Below are 17,250 nucleotides of genomic sequence, written 5' to 3'. Positions count from 1 at the left end.
AAAGATACAACAAATCGCGTGTTCGCGTGGCGCCGTGAGATGGCCCGAACTGCCGCTGTTGTCGCCCATAATAGAGCGTGCCAACATTATTTGGATTCGAAGGCACGGTTACAAAGGTTCGGCATATGCGCACTGCTTGCATACTTTGGCAAAGATTGGATGTTCGAGGTCATGATGCCTGTCGTCTTGATAAATTGGATGATGGATGGGCGTTGAGAGGGGCGACAGTTTTCTTAGAGAAGAAAACCGCGACCAGTATTAATTTTGAAGTGCGCCATGATCAGGATTGGAAAACGCAAGCGGTTTACGTTTCAGGCTGGGCCGGTGAGACCAACCTGAGCATTGAAATTATGCGCGAGGCCAGCGGCACATGGATTCTCAATGGAAGCGTCGCCGAAAGTGTTCGCGGTTCCATAGATATTGATCTGGGATTTACACCCGCAACGAACACCACAGCAATTAGGCGGCTAAACCTTGAAATGGGCCAAAAAGCGCAAGGAGTAGCAGCCTGGCTGGATACTGCTGATTGGCAGCTCAAGCCTCTTGAGCAATATTACCTGAGACGGTCTCAGTTTTCGTATGAATACGGCTCGCCAGCTCATCAGTTTCGTTCGGACCTCACAACTAACAGTAGTGGTCTGGTGACGGACTATCCGGGCTTCTGGACTTGCGAGCAATGATAGCTTTGTCCGCAGGACGGGATCTAATCAAAAACGCCGCGGAACATAGCCACCGCCACATGAAACCCAAAGCCGATAAATCTTAAAATAACAATATGTTATACTGAACATCAAGAGTCTTCCAATCTCCTACTCGGGCAGCGGTTGGAATGAAAACCGACATAAACCTTAGTCCAATCCGGCTCATTTCAACCAAAATCCAATCGCAACCGCCCTGCCCCGCCCCCAGCTCAACCGCATCGAAACGCAAAAACGGAGATGCGATATGGAAAACCTGAAAATGCTGACACTTGCCGGATTGATTGCAGCCGTCCCCGCCCTGGCTTTGGCCAATGTCGGGCTCGGCGACAAGCTGGGAACGGATGAGGCCGAAATTCGTGCGGCGCTGGAAGCGCAAGGCTATGTCATCGAAGAGATCGAGTTCGAAGATGGCGAGATCGAGGTTGAACTCAGCAAAGATGGTGTGGAAACTGAACTGGTTCTGTCCGAAACAGAAGGTGTCGTGACCGCCATCGAGTTGGAGCAGGACGACGACTGAACGCATGTTGAAAAAGGGGCCTTATGAAGATCTCGCAAACGTCTTTGCTTTGGCTCCTTCTGGTGGTGCAGGCGGTCTGCGCCACCTTCTTCCTGACCGATGCCGCGATGGACTGGACCGGAGGCGAAAGCCCTGGCTTTCGCCATTTGCACGGGTTCGAACTGTTTCTATCCTTGGCTCTGATCGCAGGGTTGATGGCCACCGTCACATTGATCCGGGAACAGGCCAAACGCGTCCGCGACCTGCAGCGCCAATTGGGTGTGGCCCAGGGTGCCTTCGCGCAGATCATCGAAGCGCAATTTACCGAGTGGAAGCTCAGTAACGCCGAGCGAGACGTGGCGATGCTGTCGCTCAAAGGTCTCTCGATTGCCGAGATCGCCCACCTGCGGCAAACCAAAGAGGGCACAATCAAAGCCCAAAGCGCCGCGGTTTATCGCAAAGCCGGTGTCACTGGCCGTTTGCAGCTCCTCAGTTTTTTCGTTGAAGAGTTGCTGCCGGACACCGTTTCAAGCCAGTGACATCCTTAAGCAAATCCTGGTCAAGATCAGTCACGGATTCGTGCCCTCACACCGGCCCAACAACCTGTGACACAACGTGAATCCCGCGCGTCTTTCCTATGGCTTCGCCATCCCCCATCTGAGGGGAAAGCCCAATGGAATAAAGGACGTGAACATGATCTCTCGAATTCTTCTGACCGCAGGTGTCCTTTCGCTCAGCGCCTCTGCCCTTGCAGCGCAAAGCTTGAATGATGGGCTCTATGTTCAGGGCTTTTTGGGCTATAGCCAGCTGCAGGACAGCATCTTCAAAGGCTCAGTCAACGGCGTAAGCCAATCTGTCGACACCGATTTTGACCCGGGCTTTGGCCTCGGCGCTGCCATCGGCAAAGAAATACCGCAATGGTCAAACGAAACGGTTGGCACGCGGATCGAACTGGAATTGTCCTACCGTGACAATGATGTCGACGGCGTCAACTTTTCCGGCAACGGTCCGGCCGGTGAAAGCAATGTGTCAGGCGACATCACGCAAACCTCGCTTTTTGCCAACGTCCTGTTTGACTTTAAGCGCGAAGGCGACTGGACGCCTTATGCAGGATTTGGCTTGGGCGCGACCTATTCCGATATCGACATCAACTATGGCCCAGGTGTTTCGCTGGATGACAGCGACACCAATTTCGCAGCCCAGCTGATCGCCGGTGTCGCCTACGACATCTCGGCCACAACCGCGTTCACCGTGGATGCCCGCTATGCCCGCGCTTTCGATGTTTCATCCCAACGTCTCGCCCCGAACGGCGCATCCACCGGCTCGGTCGAGGATGATCTGGACACGTTCAGCATCAATTTCGGCCTGCGCTACAACTTCTGAACCCGACAACAAGGCGACTTCCCTCCTCTGCCCCCGTGTTTTATGCACGGGGGCATGCGCTCATTCGTCATCCATATGTCTTCCAGCACCGCACGTCGCGCCAATGCTGATCGCCTGTGCGCGCAACTGCCGAACGCGGAGCTGTTTGAGGCTGTGAATGGACGGGACCCACAACAGATTGCAGGCGTGGATGTATTTCCCGGAACACTCCACCGCCCGCACTACCCGTTTCCGCTGAGACCTGCGGAAATCGGTGTATTCGAAAGCCATCGTGCCATTTGGCGCAAGATGGTCGAAGATCACATCGATCTGGCCGTCATCACGGAAGATGACTTGGGGTTAGACCCTGGTCGTTTGGCTAAAGCGCTTGACCTGCTGACCCCGATTGCAACGCCTGATCATTATATTCGAATTCCGGTGAAACAACGCGAAGTACCTGCTGAAGTCCTGGCTGAGAAAGATGACTTGCGTCTGATCCTGCCCAAGGTGATCGGTCTGCAATGCGTGTGCCAATTGGTTGGCCGCCGTGCCGCCGAACGCCTGCTGGCCGCTACAGATCAGATCGACCGCCCGGTCGACACGTTCCTGCAAATGCACTGGATCACTGGTCAACCCATTCACGCGTTGCAAGGCAGCGGCAACAGGGAAGTCGCGCAAGAGATCGGCGGCTCGACGATTCAAACCAAACCGCCGATGTCAGACAAGCTGACTCGCGAAGTCAAACGCGCGCTGTACAGGGCAAAGCTCCACCTGCATCCGCAACGCCCAGCTGCTTCATCTAACTAAAAATATCCTCAGGGGGGATTGCGCCTGCTGGGCGCGATGGGGGGCTGACAGCCCCCCTGACCCGGACCGACCTTTACGACGGCGCCTTGGTCTTGCGCAGATATGGGAAGATCGTCTCGAACTCGCCAAACTTGGCTTTGGCATCTTCGTTCGACACCGCAGGCGGGATGATCACATCCTCGCCCGGAACCCAATTGGCCGGGGTCGCAACGCCTTTGGACGACATCTGCAACCCATCCAGCGCACGCAGGATTTCGGCAAAATTCCGACCTACAGTCATCGGATAGGTCATCGACAGTTTCAGCTGTTTGTCTGGCCCGATGATAAAGACCGACCGAACCGTCGCACTGTCGGCAGGGGTGCGGCCGTCGGGCAAATAGGCCTCGGCGGGTAGCATGTCAAAGGCCTTGGACACAGCCAAGCCATCATCGGCAATGATCGGAAAGCCCGGATTGGCATTGCCATAGGCTTCGATGTCTTTCTTCCACTTCTTGTGGTCCTCGACACCGTCAACCGACACGCCAATCACCTTGGTGTTGCGCGCGGCCCATTCATCGTTCAACTGCGCTACCGCCGAAAACTCGGTGGTGCAGACAGGGGTGAAATCCTTTGGGTGCGAAAACAAAATGGCCCAGCTATCACCAATCCAGTCGTGGAACTGAATGGTCCCCTGGTCCGTTTCGGCTGTGAAATTCGGGACGGTGTCGTTGATACGCAAACCCATGGTGTTCTCCTTTCTTGAGACGCAAGGCGAGTCGGATGCCGCAAACTTAATCACTTTGACCACAGGTTAAACCATTGATCCCCACCCCACGGTCAAATTTCAGGCATCAGTGAAAGTGAAACACCTCTCCGATTTCATCTTGCCTGCCCCAGGGTCTCCTGACAGAGTAGCCCGCAAAACCGACCGTATGGTCGGCTAAATCTCGGATCAGGAGGACTGACCATGATCGAAAAGCGTGACTTCTATATCAATGGTGCCTGGGTGGCCCCGTCGGTGTCTCAAGATTTCGAAGTGATCAACCCGTCTACTGAAGAGCCCTGCGCTGTGATCTCTCTGGGTGGTCAAGCGGACACAGATGCCGCGGTCGCCGCAGCCAAAGCCGCTTTGCCGGGCTGGATGGCCACACCGGTCGAAGACCGGATCGCGCTGGTGGAAAAGCTGGTCGATATCTACGCAACCCGATCCGAGGATCTGGCCCAAGCCATGTCCCTGGAAATGGGCGCGCCCATCGACATGGCCCGCAACCAGCAGTCGGGCGCGGGCATCTATCACCTGAAAAACTTCATTCGCGCGGCCAAAGCCTTCCCCTTCGAACGCCCGTTGGGCGATCATGCGCCCAATGACCGGATCATCTACGAGGCGGTGGGCGTGGCCGCTCTGATCACGCCTTGGAACTGGCCGATGAACCAGATCACGCTCAAGGTCGGAGCAGCGGCCATTGCGGGCTGTACTATGGTGCTGAAACCTTCTGAACAAAGCCCGCTCAACGCGATGATCTTTGCCGAAATGATGGATGAGGCCGGTTTCCCCGCGGGCGTCTTCAACCTTGTGAATGGTGATGGCACGGGTGTTGGCTCACAGCTTTCGGCACACCCGGATGTGGACATGATCAGCTTTACCGGCTCGACCCGGGCAGGCACCGCGATCTCCAAAAATGCCGCAGATACACTGAAAAAAGTGCATCTGGAACTGGGCGGCAAAGGCGCAAATGTGGTTTTTGCCGATGCCGATGAAAAGGCGGTGAAACGCGGTGTGCTACATATGATGAACAACACCGGCCAAAGCTGTAATGCCCCCAGCCGCATGCTGGTCCAGCGCCCAATCTATGATCAGGCCGTCGAGACCGCCGCGCAGGTGGCCAATAAGGTCTCGGTCGGTCCGGCCTCGGACGAAGGGCGCCATATCGGCCCGGTGGTAAATGAGCTGCAATGGACCAAAATTCAGAACCTGATCCAGAAAGGTATCGACGAGGGCGCGCGGCTTGTGGCCGGAGGCACCGGTCGCCCTGACGGTCTGAACAAAGGCTATTACGTGCGCCCGACCGTCTTTGCCGACGCCACCAACCAAATGACCATCGCCCGAGAAGAAATCTTTGGCCCGGTCCTGACCATGATCCCGTTTGACACCGAAGAAGAGGCCATCGAGATCGCCAATGACACGCCCTACGGGCTGACAAACTATGTGCAGACCCAAGACGGGGACCGCGCCAACCGCATGGCCCGCGCCCTAAGGTCCGGCATGGTCGAAATGAACGGCCAATCCCGCAGCGCAGGTGCGCCGTTCGGAGGCATGAAACAATCCGGCAACGGCCGCGAAGGCGGGGTCTGGGGTCTGGAAGACTTCCTTGAGGTCAAAGCCGTCGGAGGCTGGGCCGCGGAATAGCCTGGGTCGCGCGTACCGGTGCGACTTTTCGCAGCTGGCGCGATCCGAGATATCGCAATGTTGCTTGGAGCCCATCATGACGGATGCTGCGCAGCGGATGAATGCCCGATCAAGGAAATGACGATCCGAGACAATCGTAAGAAATTTGGCTAGTCTACCTCCAACCAAAAGGGGGACGGACATGGCGCAACAACAAGCTCTTCCGCAACAAAGCGGACAAGACATGGCCTGTGGCTGGGGTTTCGAGACTTGGCTCCAATACAAGGACGGCTGCGAACTTCGTCACTTTTGCGCATTTGAACTGTTGAATGACAAGCGGGGCCTCGCTTGCCTGACCGACTACCACCGGAGGCTGGTTGAGGCGGCTGTCGAAAATGGGTTCGGCGTCATAAACGACGGCCTTCATTATCGAGCCAGCCGTGACTGGGGGGAACTGATCGGCTTTTCAAAAGAAGCCCTCGCAGAAATCAATATTCGTGGGATCGAGTTCTACAAGGACTTCGCTCGCGAGTATCAGAGCGACACAACGCCTATGCTGATTGGCGGTAGCATTGGGCCACGTGGAGACGCCTATGAAACCGGTCGGGTAGAAAATGCCGCTGAAGCCGAAGACTATCATTCAGAGCAGATCATTACACTCAGGGACGCCGGGGCCGACTTTGTTACCGCCGCGACATTCTCAAGTGTTGAAGAAGCTATCGGATTTGCGCGCGCTGCGAAAGCTGCCGACATCCCTAGCGTCGTTTCAATGATTGCGAAGGGTGGAAGACTTAACGACGGCTCGGCGCTGGCCGATGCGGTGACAAGCATTGATGCCGCCACGGGCAACGCGCCGCTCTACTACATGGTTAACTGCGCCCACCCGACCGAGTTCGAGCCTGGATTGACCGAAGGCGATTGGACCAACCGACTCGGAGGCTTTCTGCCGAATGCCGTTGCAATGGAATTGCTCTCTCTTTGCAGCCTTGGTCACCTTGAGGATGGCGATCCGGAAGAATTGGGAGGGCAAATGGCGGCACTTTCCAAACGGTTTCCACATGTGCACGTTTGGGGTGGGTGTTGCGGCACTGACGGTCGCCACATCGGGCAAATCGCCAGGCAAGTCAGCGAGGCTCGGAAATCAGTTGCAGCATAAGAGACCTGTATGATCACCTTTCGAATCGCACAGCTTGCCGATGCGGATCGCTGCTTCGAGATCGAGACCGCCGCATATGAAGGAGACGAAGCTGCGACCCATGCGAAGATCTCCAAACGTATCGAGACCTACCCGGAGGGTTTTCTGATCCTTGAATTAGACAATAAGATATGTGGTTTCATCAATTGTGGATGCGCGCATAACGTCGAAATGTCAGACGAGGAATTCAAGGAACTCATCGGCCATGATCCCGATGCACCGAATGTTGTCATCATGTCCGTGGTCGTCGACCCTGCCGCGCAAGGAAGGGGTCACTCTCGGGCGCTGATGTATGAGTTCATCGGCCGAATGCGCGAGATGGACAAAAAAATGATTTACTTGATGTGTAAAGAGCATCACGTACCGCTCTATGAGAAGCTTGGTTATCTATATTTGAGACAGTCTGCCTCAACCCACGGAGGATTGACTTGGCATGAGATGAGCATGCGCCTTTGAGTTTTGAACTAGTTTTGAGCGCGAAAGCAGACATTTGAAGCAAGAGAGCGAACGGCAGCAAAATCCGCAAATCAGCCCAAGGCCTAGACTTCAGTTCATTTGCTCCAGTGCTCGACTCGTCCAAAGGCTAGCCAGCACCCGGCACCCCACAAAAAAACAGCGGCCCAACGGGCCGCTGCGTTTCAATTCACTCACCAGACCGGATCAATCCAGTGTGCGCGTAACCTCTTCGCGTTCGAAGATTTCGATCACGTCGCCCTGACGGATGTCGTCGTAGTTCTCAAACGCCATACCACATTCCTGGCCTGACTGAACTTCGGCCACTTCGTCCTTGAAGCGTTTCAGCGTCTTCAGCGTGCCTTCGTGGATCACCACGTTGTCGCGCAGCAGGCGGACGCCGGCGGAGCGGCGGGCAACGCCTTCGGTGACCAGACAGCCAGCAACCTTGCCGACGCCGGTAACTTTGAAGACTTCGCGGATTTCGGCGTACCCGATGAACTTTTCGCGGATCTCGGCGCTCAGCAGGCCGGATGCGGCAGCTTTCACGTCATCCACAAGGTCATAGATGACCGAGTAGTACCGGATCTCGACACCCTTCTGGTTCGCCGTGTTCCGCGCCGATGCGTTGGCGCGGACGTTGAACCCGAAGACCGGTGCGCCAGAGGCTTCGGCCAGGCCCACGTCGGTTTCGGTGATCGCCCCAACGCCTGAATGCAGCACGCGTACGCGGACCTCGTCATTGCCAATCTTTTCCATCGCCTGAACGATGGCTTCGGCAGAGCCCTGCACATCGGCTTTGACGAGGATCGGCAGCTCGGCCACGTTCTCGTCTTCCTTGGCCTTCTGCATCAGCTGCTCAAGCGTTGTCGCAGCACCAGCAGCAGCGCGTTTGTCCTTGGCGGCTTTCTCGCGGTATTCCGCGATCTCACGCGCCTGCGCTTCGGTTTCGGTCACGTTAAGAACGTCACCGGCCTCGGGCGTGCCGTTGAGGCCCAGAACCTCGACCGGAACCGAGGGGCCCGCTTCTTTGACGCGGTCACCCTTGTCATTGATCAGTGCGCGGACCTTACCGTATTGCTCACCGACAACGAAGATATCGCCCTGATGCAGCGTGCCATTCTGAACCAGAACGGTGGCCACGGGACCACGGCCCACATCCAGCTGCGCTTCGATCACGGCACCTTGGGCAGCGCGGTCGGGGTTGGCTTTGAGCTCCAGAATCTCGGCTTGCAGCGCGATGGCCTCAAGCAGTTCGTCCAGGCCCTGGCCGGTCATGGCCGAAACCTCGACGTCCTGAACCTCACCCGACATCTTTTCGACGATCACTTCATGTTGCAGAAGGTCAGTACGCACCTTGTCCGGGTTTGCCTCGGGTTTGTCGATCTTGTTGATCGCCACGATCATCGGAACACCGGCGGCTTTGGCGTGATTGATCGCCTCAACCGTCTGCGGCATCACCGCGTCATCGGCGGCCACAACCAGAACCACGATATCCGTGACCTGAGCCCCGCGCGAACGCATCGAGGTAAAGGCCGCGTGGCCCGGCGTATCCAGGAAGGTCAGCGTGGTGCCGCCATCGGTTTTCACCTGATAGGCACCGATATGCTGGGTGATCCCACCCGCTTCGCCAGCCACAACGCGCGCGTCGCGGATTGCGTCCAGCAATGAGGTTTTACCGTGGTCAACGTGACCCATGATGGTGATGACCGGCGGGCGCGATTTCAGATCTTCGTCAGTATCCTCGACCTCTTTGATGACGTCTTCAACGTCCGAGTCCGAGACGCGGGTGACCTTGTGGCCAAATTCTTCGATGATCAGTTCTGCGGTATCGGCGTCGATGGTCTGGTTCTGCGTCACCATCATGCCCATTTGCATCAGCGACTTGACCACATCGGCCACGCGTTCAGCCATTCGGTTGGCCAGTTCCGAGACCATGATGGCCTCGGGCAGTTGCACATCGCGGATCACCTTTTCCCGTTCAACCGGGCCGCCCATGGCTTTCTGGCGCGCGCGCTCTTGCTTACGCCTCATCGCCGCCATCGAGCGCTGGCGATTGCCTTCGCCACCGGTGGCTTGACCCAGTGTCAGTTTGCCCGAACGACGGTTGTCATCACGGCCTTTGCCACGACCACGCTGCTCGCGTTCACGGTCTTGTTTGCGCGGGGTGGCTGCGGGTGCAGGTTTGTTGGCCGGGCCGCGCGCGGGCTTGGCCTCTTCCGGCGCGGGGGCAGCAGCAGCACGTTTAGCAGCTTCTTCCGCTTCCTGACGTTTGCGCTCTTCTTCTTCGGCCTTCGCGCGGGCGCGTTCTTCGGCCTCGCGCTGTTCACGCTCTTTGGCTTCCTGTTCCGCACGACGACGGGCGCGCTCTTCCTCGCGCGCCTTTTCAGCCGCTTCACGCTCAGCGGCCTCTTCGACCTCGCGGGCCTTGGCCGCTTGCAGCGCTTTCATCCGGCGCGCCATTTCCGCGTCAGAAATACCCGCTGGGCGACGCGACGGATCACCCGAAGGCGCAGCTCCGCCACCCGGCTTGCTTGCGCCCGGCTTGGGGACCACGACGCGTTTGCGTTTGGTTTCCACCACGACATTCTTGGTGCGTCCGTGGCTGAAACTCTGTTTCACATTCCCGGGGCGTGCCCCGCCACGAAGACCCAATGTCTTTTTGCCGTCACTATCGCTCATAAAGCTTCTTACCCTTCCGAGCGGCCCTTGCCGCCGTCATCCGTTTCGCGCAAGCCACGCAGGCGCTGCGCTTCCTCTACAACACGTTTGGCGAGTCCGCCAGAGGCCAGCGCCGCATGAATCACGGTTTGGCGCCCAAATGCCTGTCCTAATTCATCCGCAGTCAGCCATCCGATGTATTTCCCGAAATGCGGCGTGCTCAGTTTCGACTTGCCGCGTCCCGATCCATCGCTGGCCTGAATCAGCACCTGGGCCTCATCCCGGTCCAGCCACGTCTTGACCTTTTCATACCCGGCGACCGCATCACCGGACTTGCGCGCAAGGCTGATCAGTTCGATCACCCGTCGCGAAACCTGTTTTTCGACCTCGTCCACCAGATCCTTGGGCACAGTCACCTGCGCCTTGAACCCGCGCGCGAACAGCTTTTTGCCCACCGCAGTGGCCAGCGCATCGCGGTCAGCCGCCACATAGACCCCGCGTCCCGGCAGTTTTGCCGCGACATCGGGATAGACCTGACCGTCCGGCCCCGTCACAAAGCGGACCAGCCCGTGTTTGGGCTGAACCTCGCCTGTGGCGATGCACCTGCGCTCGGGGCCTTCCGACCGATCCTTATGGACGCCACCGCGACCCATCTAAGCCACCCGAGGCCTGAGATCAGGCCTCGACCTCCTCGTCGGTCGCTTCGCCATCTTCTTCGATCTGTTCCAACTCGGCCGGATCAACCCAGCCCAGCATTATACGTGCGGTCATCACCAGATCTTGTGCTTCTTCCAGCGTTACGCCGAAAGGCTCTAGTACACCGTCATCCTTGATACGCTCACCATCAACTGTGGTCCAGCCTCCGGCCAGTTCCCAGTCGGCGCAGGTTGCGAAGTCTTCCAGCGTCTTCACATCATCCTTGGCCAATGCTTCCACCATTTGGGGTGTCAGGCCTTCGAATTCAATAAGGCTTTCTTCGGCGCCCAGAGCACGTGCGGCATCCAGCGCGGCCTTGGCCTGCGCCTCGAGGAACTCACGGGCACGGGTTTGCAATTCTTGCGCGGTACCTTCATCCACTCCGTCGATGACCAGCAGTTCTTCGATCTCGACATAGGCCACTTCTTCCAGGTTGGTGAACCCTTCCGAAACCAGAAGTTGAGCGAAGAATTCGTCCAGATCCAGGCTGTCCATGAACAGTTGGGTGCGGGCTTCGAATTCCTTCTGGCGACGCGCAGATTCTTCAGCTTCGGTCATGATATCGATATCCAGACCGGTCAGCTGGCTGGCCAGACGCACGTTCTGACCACGACGACCGATGGCGAGGCTCAGCTGTTCCTCAGGCACCACAACTTCGATCTTGCCAGCCTCTTCGTCCAAAACCACTTTGGAGACCTCGGCAGGCTGAAGCGCGTTCACCAGGAACGTCGGCTGATCTTCGTTCCACGGGATGATGTCGATCTTTTCGCCCTGCAACTCGTTCACAACGGCCTGCACCCGGCTGCCGCGCATACCAACGCAAGCGCCGACAGGGTCGATAGAACCGTCATATGAGATCACGGCAATCTTGGCACGCGAACCGGGGTCACGGGCCACGGCCTTGACTTCGATAATGCCGTCATAGATCTCGGGGACTTCCATCTTGAACAGCTCGGCCATGAATTCCGGCGCTGTCCGCGACAGGAAGATCTGGTGGCCGCGCACTTCGCGGCGGACCTCTTTGATATAGGCGCGCACGCGGTCATTTGGGCGATAGCTTTCGCGACCAATCTTGTCATTGCGGCGCAGAACGGCCTCGGCACCGCCCAGATCAACGATGACATTGCCGAACTCTTCGCGTTTCACGGCGCCATTGATGATGGTGCCTGCGCGATCCTTGAATTCTTCGTACTGACGATCCCGCTCGGCCTCACGCACCTTTTGCAGGATAACCTGCTTCGCAGATTGCGCGGCGATACGGCCCATTTCGACCGGAGGAACTTCTTCCACAAAGACGTCACCGACCTCGGGGTTTTCCATATATTGCTTGGCTTGTTCGACAGTGAACTCGGCCTGATAATTCTCAAGCTCTTCATCCTCGACCACGGTGCGCACGCGGGTAAAGGTCGCCTTGCCGGTTTTGCGGTCGATGGACACGCGGATGTCCATCTCGGCGCCGTAACGGCTCTTGGCGGCGCGGGCGAGCGATTCCTCCATCGCTTCGACAACCAGACCGGGGTCGATCATCTTTTCGCGGGCCACGGCCTCGGCGGTCTGCAACAGCTCCAGTTGGTTGGCTGAGGTGATTGCCATCAGTTCGTCTCCTCTTCGGACCCTTCGGTCTCAATCTCGTCGAAAGCGTTTTCGTTCAGGGCACCGGCATCTTTGCGCTGGCGCAGCATTTCCTTGATCAGATCATCGGTCAGAACCAGCTTGGCATCGCTCAGCCAGTCAAACTGCAGACCGATTGTGATCGTCTCGGACCCTTCGGGGATGTTGATCAAAACCTCGTCCCCTTCGATCCCGGCCAACTCACCTTTGAACCGGCGGCGTCCATCGATCAATTCTGCGGTCTCGATCTTGGCCTCATAGCCTTCGAAAGTCTCAAAGTCCTTGAGACGGGTCAGGGGACGGTCGATCCCCGGGCTGGACACTTCAAGCGTATAGGCGTCCAAAATCGGATCCTCGACATCCAGCGTGGCGCTGACCGCGTTCGAAATCTCGGCGCAGTCATCCACTTCGATGCCACCATCGGGCTTGTCTGCCATGATCTGCAACGTGGTCTGCTTACCGCTCATCAAGCGGATGCGCACCAGCTCATACCCCAGATCCTCGATCACGGGGGTGATGATCTCGGCCAGTCGCCGGTCAATGGCAGCTTTGGCTATCAAGTCATTTGTCATCAGGTTCTCTACCCTTCGGTCGGGCACAAAAAAACGGGCGCGCGGCCCGTCGAACTTTCCGGTGGAGCCTCAGACCTTCGCCCGACACGCCGCTGTTACGAAGGCATATACGCAGGATGGCCCGAGTCTGCAAGACGATTGTCTGAGAATGTGATCAAGGCGATCTTTTTCGCCTTAGGCGATCCACCATCTTTCGGCCAATCGCCCATCATCCAACGCGCGGGACTGACCCAATTGGCGCGGCAAACCAACCATCGAGGCCACCGCAAGCGCCATGTCCGATTCGGACGGGTGAAAGCGCAATCCGCGCACGCCCTTCAGCCCGGCGGCATCAGGCAAGGCCGCAACATCCACGTAACCATCGCGCAGCGCCTCGGCGCGCACGGAGGGATCGGGGATCACGATCACCTCAACCGCATCGGCCCAACCGGCGGTTCCGGCCCTATAGTGATTGTCCACGCGGCGGCCCAGGAAATGACGATTGTCTTCGGCGCGCTCAACCCGATAACAGCCAGTGCCATTGGCCGCGTGCAGAGGCGAGACCTCTTGCCCGGCGCCGGTAATCACAAAGGGGCTGTCGGCCAGAAGAAACGGCAAACCGGGGTTGCTGTCGGCCAGCTCCAACCGCAGTTGGAAGGGTGACAGGGCCTCGGCCTGGCCAACGCGCGCCAGAACAGCCAGCACATCGGTCACGTCCAGCGCAGCCCCATCGTGAAACAGCACGTCCTGACGCAGATCAAAGGTCCAAACGCGCGCCTCGGCATCCGTATGCCAGCCTGTCGCCAGCTCACCGCGCAAGGTGCCGTCGGGTGCAATCTCGGTCAGCGTGTCAAAGACGGCCCCTCGCGCGACCTGATCCAGACTGTCATCACGCGGCACCGCCAGACGCAGGGTCCCGCCCTGTTTCGGCGTATCCGCCAAGGTCGCGCCGGTGGCCGCCAGCAACGCTGCGGCGGCACCTGAGGCAAACAAGGCACGGCGGTCAATCCGGGTCATGACAGGCCCTCGGCGATCCGATCCATGATGCGGATCAGCTCGGCGCTGATACCGGGCTCCGACAAGGCATGCCCGGCATTGCGCACCATCTTCAACTCGGCATTGGGCCAGCGCTCTGCCAGTTCCCAAGCAGCTTGTGGCGGGCAGATCATGTCATAGCGCCCCTGCACGATATACCCGGGGATATCCGCTATCCGATCTACCTGATCCAGAATCTGGCCATCTTTTTCCAGGAACGCCTTGTTGATGAAATAGTGGTTCTCAAGCCGCGCAAAGGTACGGGCATATTCCCCGGGGCTCTCCCCGACCGAACCATTGGTGTGAACCGAGGCCAGCGCGTTCTCCCAATGCGACCAGGCCCGCGCATAGAGGATTTCCGTCGCCCGGTCGCCCGAGAAGAGGCGTTTGTTATAAGCCCCAATGGTATCCTTCAGCTCGGCCTCGGACAGCAACGCGGTGAACTTGGCCCATTGCTCGGGCCAGAACTTGCCCGCGCCGCCACCATAGAACCAATCCAGCTCGGATTGCGTGGCCAGAAAGACGCCGCGCAGCACCAGATGGGTGACACAGTCCGGGTGCGTCTGCGCATAGATCAACGCAAGCGTCGCGCCCCAGCTGCCGCCGAAGACGATCCAATCCTCGATGTCGAAAAGCATGCGCAGCTGTTCGATATCCTCGACCAGATGCCAGGTTGTGTTGTTTTCCACCGACGCCGTGGGCCGAGACCGCCCGCAGCCGCGCTGATCAAACAGAATCACCCGATAGACCTGCGGGTCGAAATAGCGCCGCATCGCGGGGCTGCACCCGCCCCCGGGGCCACCATGCAAAACCACAACCGGTATCCCTTTGGGATTGCCGCATTGCTCCACATAGATACGATGCCCATCGCCCATATCCACCATACGCTGATCAAACGGGTCGATCGGCGGATACAGATATTGAACTGCGCGCTTTTGGTCCGGGTACTTGTCCATTATGGCCCTATATAGTCCTTAAGCGTAAAAGAGCACACGGAGACAGGAATGCAAGCGCATCCGAACACGGTGGACCCGTCCGAGATCGCAAAATTCGAGGCTATGGCCGCAGAATGGTGGGATCCTCACGGAAAATTCAAACCTTTGCACATGCTGAACCCGTGCCGTCTGGACTATATCACGCAGCAAATCGCCGGTGAGTTTGATCGTGACCTGACCGCGCCGAATCCCTTTGCGGGCCTGCGCCTGCTGGATATCGGCTGTGGTGGCGGATTGCTGAGCGAACCGATGGCGCGTTTGGGGGCCGAGGTCGTGGGCGCGGACGCGGCTGAGCGCAACCTACCCATCGCGCGTATCCATGCCGAGCAATCAGGGCTTGAGATCGACTATCGCCACACCACCGCCGAAGACATGGCCGCCGCAGGCGAACAGTTCGACGTGGTGCTGAACATGGAAGTCGTCGAGCATGTGGCCGATCCCTTGGGCTATCTGACCGCCACGCAACAGCTGCTGAAACCCGGCGGCTTGCAGGTCTGTTCCACCATCAACCGCAACCCGAAATCCTATGCGATGGCCATCTTTGGGGCCGAGGTCGTCATGCGCTGGCTACCGCGCGGAACGCATGAATGGAACAAGTTCATCACCCCCGATGAGCTCTTTGACCTGCTGCGCCAAGCCGGGCTGGAGCCGGTGGACCGCAAGGGCTTCGTGTTCAACCCGATCCTGTGGAGCTGGTCGATCTCGGACCGCGATCTGAGCGTGAATTATGTGACGGCGAGTGTGAAGCCTGGGTAGGGTTACTCCCCCTCTAACTGCAACCGCAAATCCCGCAGTACGGGCAACGTGCTGCGGACGCGCTCCAGCCCCAGCTCTCGGACCACGCGGTTGATCAGGGGGGCAATCGAGGAAATCGCCTGATCGCGGGCGCGGCGGCCGGCGGGGCTGATGGCGACCATTTTGCGGCGGGCGTCGTCCCAGTCGGGGCGGATGTGAATGTATCCGGCCCATTCCAGCTTGGCCAAGGTGTTGGTCATTGCGCCGCGCGTGACGTGGAAGGTGCTGGCCAGCTGCGCTGGCGTCCGCTCATCCCCCGCAAACACCAGGTGGTTCAGCACCGAGAAATGCGAGATTTCCATGCCCTTGGGCAGCACCCGGCTCAGCCGGTTACGCAACAGTTGATCGGCGGTCAGGATCTCGCTGAACAGCGTGACCGCCAGGGCATTTTGTTCGTCCGTCATATCTCGGTTCTGGATCAGGGCCCTGTAAAAGGCCGAACATGCGTCAATGAGGGCACGCGGTGGCGCGCCTCTGACACAGAACTATCATCCAAATCGAAAATGTGAATGCCCGGATCGGTGCCTGCGTCGATCAGCACCTCTCCCCACGGGGCGACAACCAGGCTGTGCCCATGGGTCTGGCGGGTTTTTCCGCGCGTCTTCGAGTGCGTGCCGGTTTGCGCCGGGGCCAGCACCCAGCACCCGGTTTCAATCGCCCGCGCCCGCAACAGCGATTCCCAATGGGCCGCACCAGTGACCGGAGAAAAAGCCGCCGGAACCGTCAATATCCGCGCCCCTGCCTGCGCCAGCGCGGCGTAAAGATGCGGGAAACGGATGTCATAGCAAATCGTCAGCCCGACCTTGCCAAAATCCGTCTCGGCAATCACCGCTGTTTCGCCCGGGCGATAGTTCTTCGATTCGCGAAAGGTTTCGGATTCGGTAACCTGCACATCGAACATATGGATCTTGTCATACCGCGCCACGATCTGACCCTGCGGGTCGATCATGAAACACCGGTTGGCAAAGCGGCCATCCGCATCATGCGTCTTGATACCCAACGAGCCGATCAGCAGCCAAATGCCCAGCTCGGCGGCCTGCGCACGCAGACCTGCCAAAGTGATGTCGTCTTCTTCATGCTGCAGAACCGCGCGCTGCCGCGTGGTGCTGGTCGAGACGCAATTCGTCACCTCGGGCGTCAGGACAAAGCGCGCACCCTGCGCGGCCGCGTCAGTCATCATCGCGCGCACCATGTCCAGATTTTCGGCCGGATCGTCCGATGAGGTGATCTGCAGCAGGGCTGTTTTCATCAGGCCGCGAGCAAACTGTCCAGCTTGCCTTGGCGCTCAAGCTCATAAAGATCGTCGCAGCCGCCCACATGCTGCGAGCCGATGAAAATCTGAGGTACAGTGCGTTTACCACCCGCACGCTTGATCATCTCGGGCTTGCGTTTTGAGTGAATCAGAACGTCGACTTCCTTGAACTCGACACCCTTTTGTTTCAGCAAACGCTTGGCCGCGTGGCAAAAGCCACAAAGCGGCGATGTATAGATCTCAACCGGTTTCATTTTCCGTTTCCTTCGGGTTTC

At 58.4% G+C, this 17,250-nt stretch carries 19 protein-coding genes; 9 read left to right on the top strand and 10 right to left on the bottom strand.

Going from position 1 to position 17,250, the window contains the following annotated elements; all coding sequences use genetic code 11:
* The first annotated feature begins 125 nt into the window (after window positions 1-125).
* The 5 genes from GOW40_RS19475 (at window position 126) to GOW40_RS19455 (ending at window position 3,366) form a co-directional block, all read left to right on the top strand.
* On the top strand, window positions 126-680 hold the full coding sequence (locus GOW40_RS19475; protein ID WP_171231131.1) for a putative glycolipid-binding domain-containing protein: 555 nt from the start codon (window positions 126-128) through the stop codon (window positions 678-680).
* 265 nt (window positions 681-945) lie between these two features.
* Window positions 946-1,218, top strand: coding sequence for a PepSY domain-containing protein (locus GOW40_RS19470; protein ID WP_171133615.1), 273 nt, complete (start codon window positions 946-948; stop codon window positions 1,216-1,218).
* Between the two features lie 23 nt (window positions 1,219-1,241).
* Window positions 1,242-1,736, top strand: a complete 495-nt coding sequence (locus GOW40_RS19465; protein ID WP_171133614.1) for a LuxR C-terminal-related transcriptional regulator — start codon at window positions 1,242-1,244, stop codon at window positions 1,734-1,736.
* Between the two features lie 154 nt (window positions 1,737-1,890).
* Complete coding sequence (locus GOW40_RS19460; protein WP_171133613.1) at window positions 1,891-2,580, top strand: outer membrane protein; 690 nt, start codon at window positions 1,891-1,893, stop codon at window positions 2,578-2,580.
* A gap of 42 nt (window positions 2,581-2,622) precedes the next feature.
* Window positions 2,623-3,366, top strand: a complete 744-nt coding sequence (locus tag GOW40_RS19455; protein WP_371731874.1) for a glycosyltransferase family 25 protein — start codon at window positions 2,623-2,625, stop codon at window positions 3,364-3,366.
* Between the two features lie 73 nt (window positions 3,367-3,439).
* On the opposite strand, the gene GOW40_RS19450 is transcribed toward GOW40_RS19455, so the two are convergent.
* Window positions 3,440-4,090 carry a peroxiredoxin gene (locus GOW40_RS19450; protein WP_171097899.1) on the bottom strand — a complete coding sequence of 217 codons (651 nt, stop codon included), beginning with the start codon at window positions 4,088-4,090 and terminating at the stop codon, window positions 3,440-3,442.
* A 222-nt stretch (window positions 4,091-4,312) separates the two neighbouring features.
* On the opposite strand from GOW40_RS19450, the gene GOW40_RS19445 reads away from it, so the two are divergent.
* From GOW40_RS19445 to GOW40_RS19435, 3 genes are all read left to right on the top strand, one after another.
* Window positions 4,313-5,752 carry an aldehyde dehydrogenase family protein gene (locus tag GOW40_RS19445; protein WP_171133611.1) on the top strand — a complete coding sequence of 480 codons (1,440 nt, stop codon included), beginning with the start codon at window positions 4,313-4,315 and terminating at the stop codon, window positions 5,750-5,752.
* A gap of 181 nt (window positions 5,753-5,933) precedes the next feature.
* Window positions 5,934-6,887, top strand: coding sequence for a homocysteine S-methyltransferase family protein (locus GOW40_RS19440; protein WP_171231130.1), 954 nt, complete (start codon window positions 5,934-5,936; stop codon window positions 6,885-6,887).
* Window positions 6,888-6,896: 9 nt separating this feature from the next.
* Window positions 6,897-7,382 carry a GNAT family N-acetyltransferase gene (locus tag GOW40_RS19435; protein ID WP_171133609.1) on the top strand — a complete coding sequence of 162 codons (486 nt, stop codon included), beginning with the start codon at window positions 6,897-6,899 and terminating at the stop codon, window positions 7,380-7,382.
* Window positions 7,383-7,586: 204 nt separating this feature from the next.
* Here the strand turns inward: GOW40_RS19435 and infB are convergent, their stop codons facing one another.
* From infB to pip, 6 genes are all read right to left on the bottom strand, one after another.
* Window positions 7,587-10,061 (bottom strand): translation initiation factor IF-2, encoded by a 2,475-nt coding sequence (infB, locus tag GOW40_RS19430; protein ID WP_171133608.1) that lies wholly within the window; start codon window positions 10,059-10,061, stop codon window positions 7,587-7,589.
* A gap of 8 nt (window positions 10,062-10,069) precedes the next feature.
* Window positions 10,070-10,693: an RNA-binding protein gene (locus GOW40_RS19425; protein ID WP_171133607.1), complete on the bottom strand. Its 624-nt coding sequence runs from the start codon at window positions 10,691-10,693 to the stop codon at window positions 10,070-10,072.
* A gap of 22 nt (window positions 10,694-10,715) precedes the next feature.
* On the bottom strand, window positions 10,716-12,329 hold the full coding sequence (nusA, locus tag GOW40_RS19420) for a transcription termination factor NusA (protein WP_171133606.1): 1,614 nt from the start codon (window positions 12,327-12,329) through the stop codon (window positions 10,716-10,718).
* Window positions 12,329-12,919, bottom strand: a complete 591-nt coding sequence (rimP, locus tag GOW40_RS19415) for a ribosome maturation factor RimP (RefSeq protein WP_170386826.1) — start codon at window positions 12,917-12,919, stop codon at window positions 12,329-12,331. The genes nusA and rimP overlap by 1 nt, the downstream gene beginning before the upstream one ends.
* A 174-nt stretch (window positions 12,920-13,093) precedes the next feature.
* Window positions 13,094-13,915 (bottom strand): ABC transporter substrate-binding protein, encoded by an 822-nt coding sequence (locus GOW40_RS19410; protein ID WP_171133605.1) that lies wholly within the window; start codon window positions 13,913-13,915, stop codon window positions 13,094-13,096.
* Entirely contained in the window at window positions 13,912-14,889 is a 978-nt protein-coding gene (pip, locus tag GOW40_RS19405; protein ID WP_171133604.1) for a prolyl aminopeptidase, read from the bottom strand. Before pip ends, GOW40_RS19410 begins: the two co-directional genes overlap by 4 nt.
* Before the next feature lie 48 nt (window positions 14,890-14,937).
* Between pip and ubiG the strand changes: the two genes are divergently transcribed.
* Window positions 14,938-15,684, top strand: coding sequence for a bifunctional 2-polyprenyl-6-hydroxyphenol methylase/3-demethylubiquinol 3-O-methyltransferase UbiG (ubiG, locus tag GOW40_RS19400; RefSeq protein WP_171133603.1), 747 nt, complete (start codon window positions 14,938-14,940; stop codon window positions 15,682-15,684).
* A gap of 2 nt (window positions 15,685-15,686) precedes the next feature.
* Here ubiG and GOW40_RS19395 read toward each other — a convergent pair whose 3' ends face one another.
* From GOW40_RS19395 to grxC, 3 genes are read right to left on the bottom strand one after another with little or no spacing between them, the layout of a single operon-like run.
* Window positions 15,687-16,127, bottom strand: coding sequence for a MarR family winged helix-turn-helix transcriptional regulator (locus GOW40_RS19395; protein WP_171133602.1), 441 nt, complete (start codon window positions 16,125-16,127; stop codon window positions 15,687-15,689).
* A gap of 14 nt (window positions 16,128-16,141) precedes the next feature.
* Complete coding sequence (locus tag GOW40_RS19390; protein WP_171133601.1) at window positions 16,142-16,972, bottom strand: carbon-nitrogen hydrolase family protein; 831 nt, start codon at window positions 16,970-16,972, stop codon at window positions 16,142-16,144.
* Complete coding sequence (grxC, locus tag GOW40_RS19385) at window positions 16,972-17,229, bottom strand: glutaredoxin 3 (protein WP_171133600.1); 258 nt, start codon at window positions 17,227-17,229, stop codon at window positions 16,972-16,974. Before grxC ends, GOW40_RS19390 begins: the two co-directional genes overlap by 1 nt.
* Between the last annotated feature and the right edge of the window lie 21 nt (window positions 17,230-17,250).

The organism is Ruegeria sp. HKCCA6707 (assembly GCF_013033515.1).
Classification (GTDB): domain Bacteria; phylum Pseudomonadota; class Alphaproteobacteria; order Rhodobacterales; family Rhodobacteraceae; genus Ruegeria.
The sequence above is the reverse complement of the archived record's forward strand: the minus strand, read 5'-3'. Positions and strand labels throughout refer to the sequence as shown.

Bases quoted from the DNA above. Each gene is read 5' to 3' on its own strand.
- GOW40_RS19475 (WP_171231131.1), top strand. From the start codon at position 126: ATGCGCACTGCTTGCATACTTTGGCAAAGATTGGATGTTCGAGGTCAT.
- GOW40_RS19470 (WP_171133615.1), top strand. From the start codon at position 946: ATGGAAAACCTGAAAATGCTGACACTTGCCGGATTGATTGCAGCCGTC.
- GOW40_RS19465 (WP_171133614.1), top strand. From the start codon at position 1,242: ATGAAGATCTCGCAAACGTCTTTGCTTTGGCTCCTTCTGGTGGTGCAG.
- GOW40_RS19460 (WP_171133613.1), top strand. From the start codon at position 1,891: ATGATCTCTCGAATTCTTCTGACCGCAGGTGTCCTTTCGCTCAGCGCC.
- GOW40_RS19455 (WP_371731874.1), top strand. From the start codon at position 2,623: ATGCACGGGGGCATGCGCTCATTCGTCATCCATATGTCTTCCAGCACC.
- GOW40_RS19450 (WP_171097899.1), bottom strand. From the start codon at position 4,090: ATGGGTTTGCGTATCAACGACACCGTCCCGAATTTCACAGCCGAAACG.
- GOW40_RS19445 (WP_171133611.1), top strand. From the start codon at position 4,313: ATGATCGAAAAGCGTGACTTCTATATCAATGGTGCCTGGGTGGCCCCG.
- GOW40_RS19440 (WP_171231130.1), top strand. From the start codon at position 5,934: ATGGCGCAACAACAAGCTCTTCCGCAACAAAGCGGACAAGACATGGCC.
- GOW40_RS19435 (WP_171133609.1), top strand. From the start codon at position 6,897: ATGATCACCTTTCGAATCGCACAGCTTGCCGATGCGGATCGCTGCTTC.
- infB (WP_171133608.1), bottom strand. From the start codon at position 10,061: ATGAGCGATAGTGACGGCAAAAAGACATTGGGTCTTCGTGGCGGGGCA.
- GOW40_RS19425 (WP_171133607.1), bottom strand. From the start codon at position 10,693: ATGGGTCGCGGTGGCGTCCATAAGGATCGGTCGGAAGGCCCCGAGCGC.
- nusA (WP_171133606.1), bottom strand. From the start codon at position 12,329: ATGGCAATCACCTCAGCCAACCAACTGGAGCTGTTGCAGACCGCCGAG.
- rimP (WP_170386826.1), bottom strand. From the start codon at position 12,919: ATGACAAATGACTTGATAGCCAAAGCTGCCATTGACCGGCGACTGGCC.
- GOW40_RS19410 (WP_171133605.1), bottom strand. From the start codon at position 13,915: ATGACCCGGATTGACCGCCGTGCCTTGTTTGCCTCAGGTGCCGCCGCA.
- pip (WP_171133604.1), bottom strand. From the start codon at position 14,889: ATGGACAAGTACCCGGACCAAAAGCGCGCAGTTCAATATCTGTATCCG.
- ubiG (WP_171133603.1), top strand. From the start codon at position 14,938: ATGCAAGCGCATCCGAACACGGTGGACCCGTCCGAGATCGCAAAATTC.
- GOW40_RS19395 (WP_171133602.1), bottom strand. From the start codon at position 16,127: ATGACGGACGAACAAAATGCCCTGGCGGTCACGCTGTTCAGCGAGATC.
- GOW40_RS19390 (WP_171133601.1), bottom strand. From the start codon at position 16,972: ATGAAAACAGCCCTGCTGCAGATCACCTCATCGGACGATCCGGCCGAA.
- grxC (WP_171133600.1), bottom strand. From the start codon at position 17,229: ATGAAACCGGTTGAGATCTATACATCGCCGCTTTGTGGCTTTTGCCAC.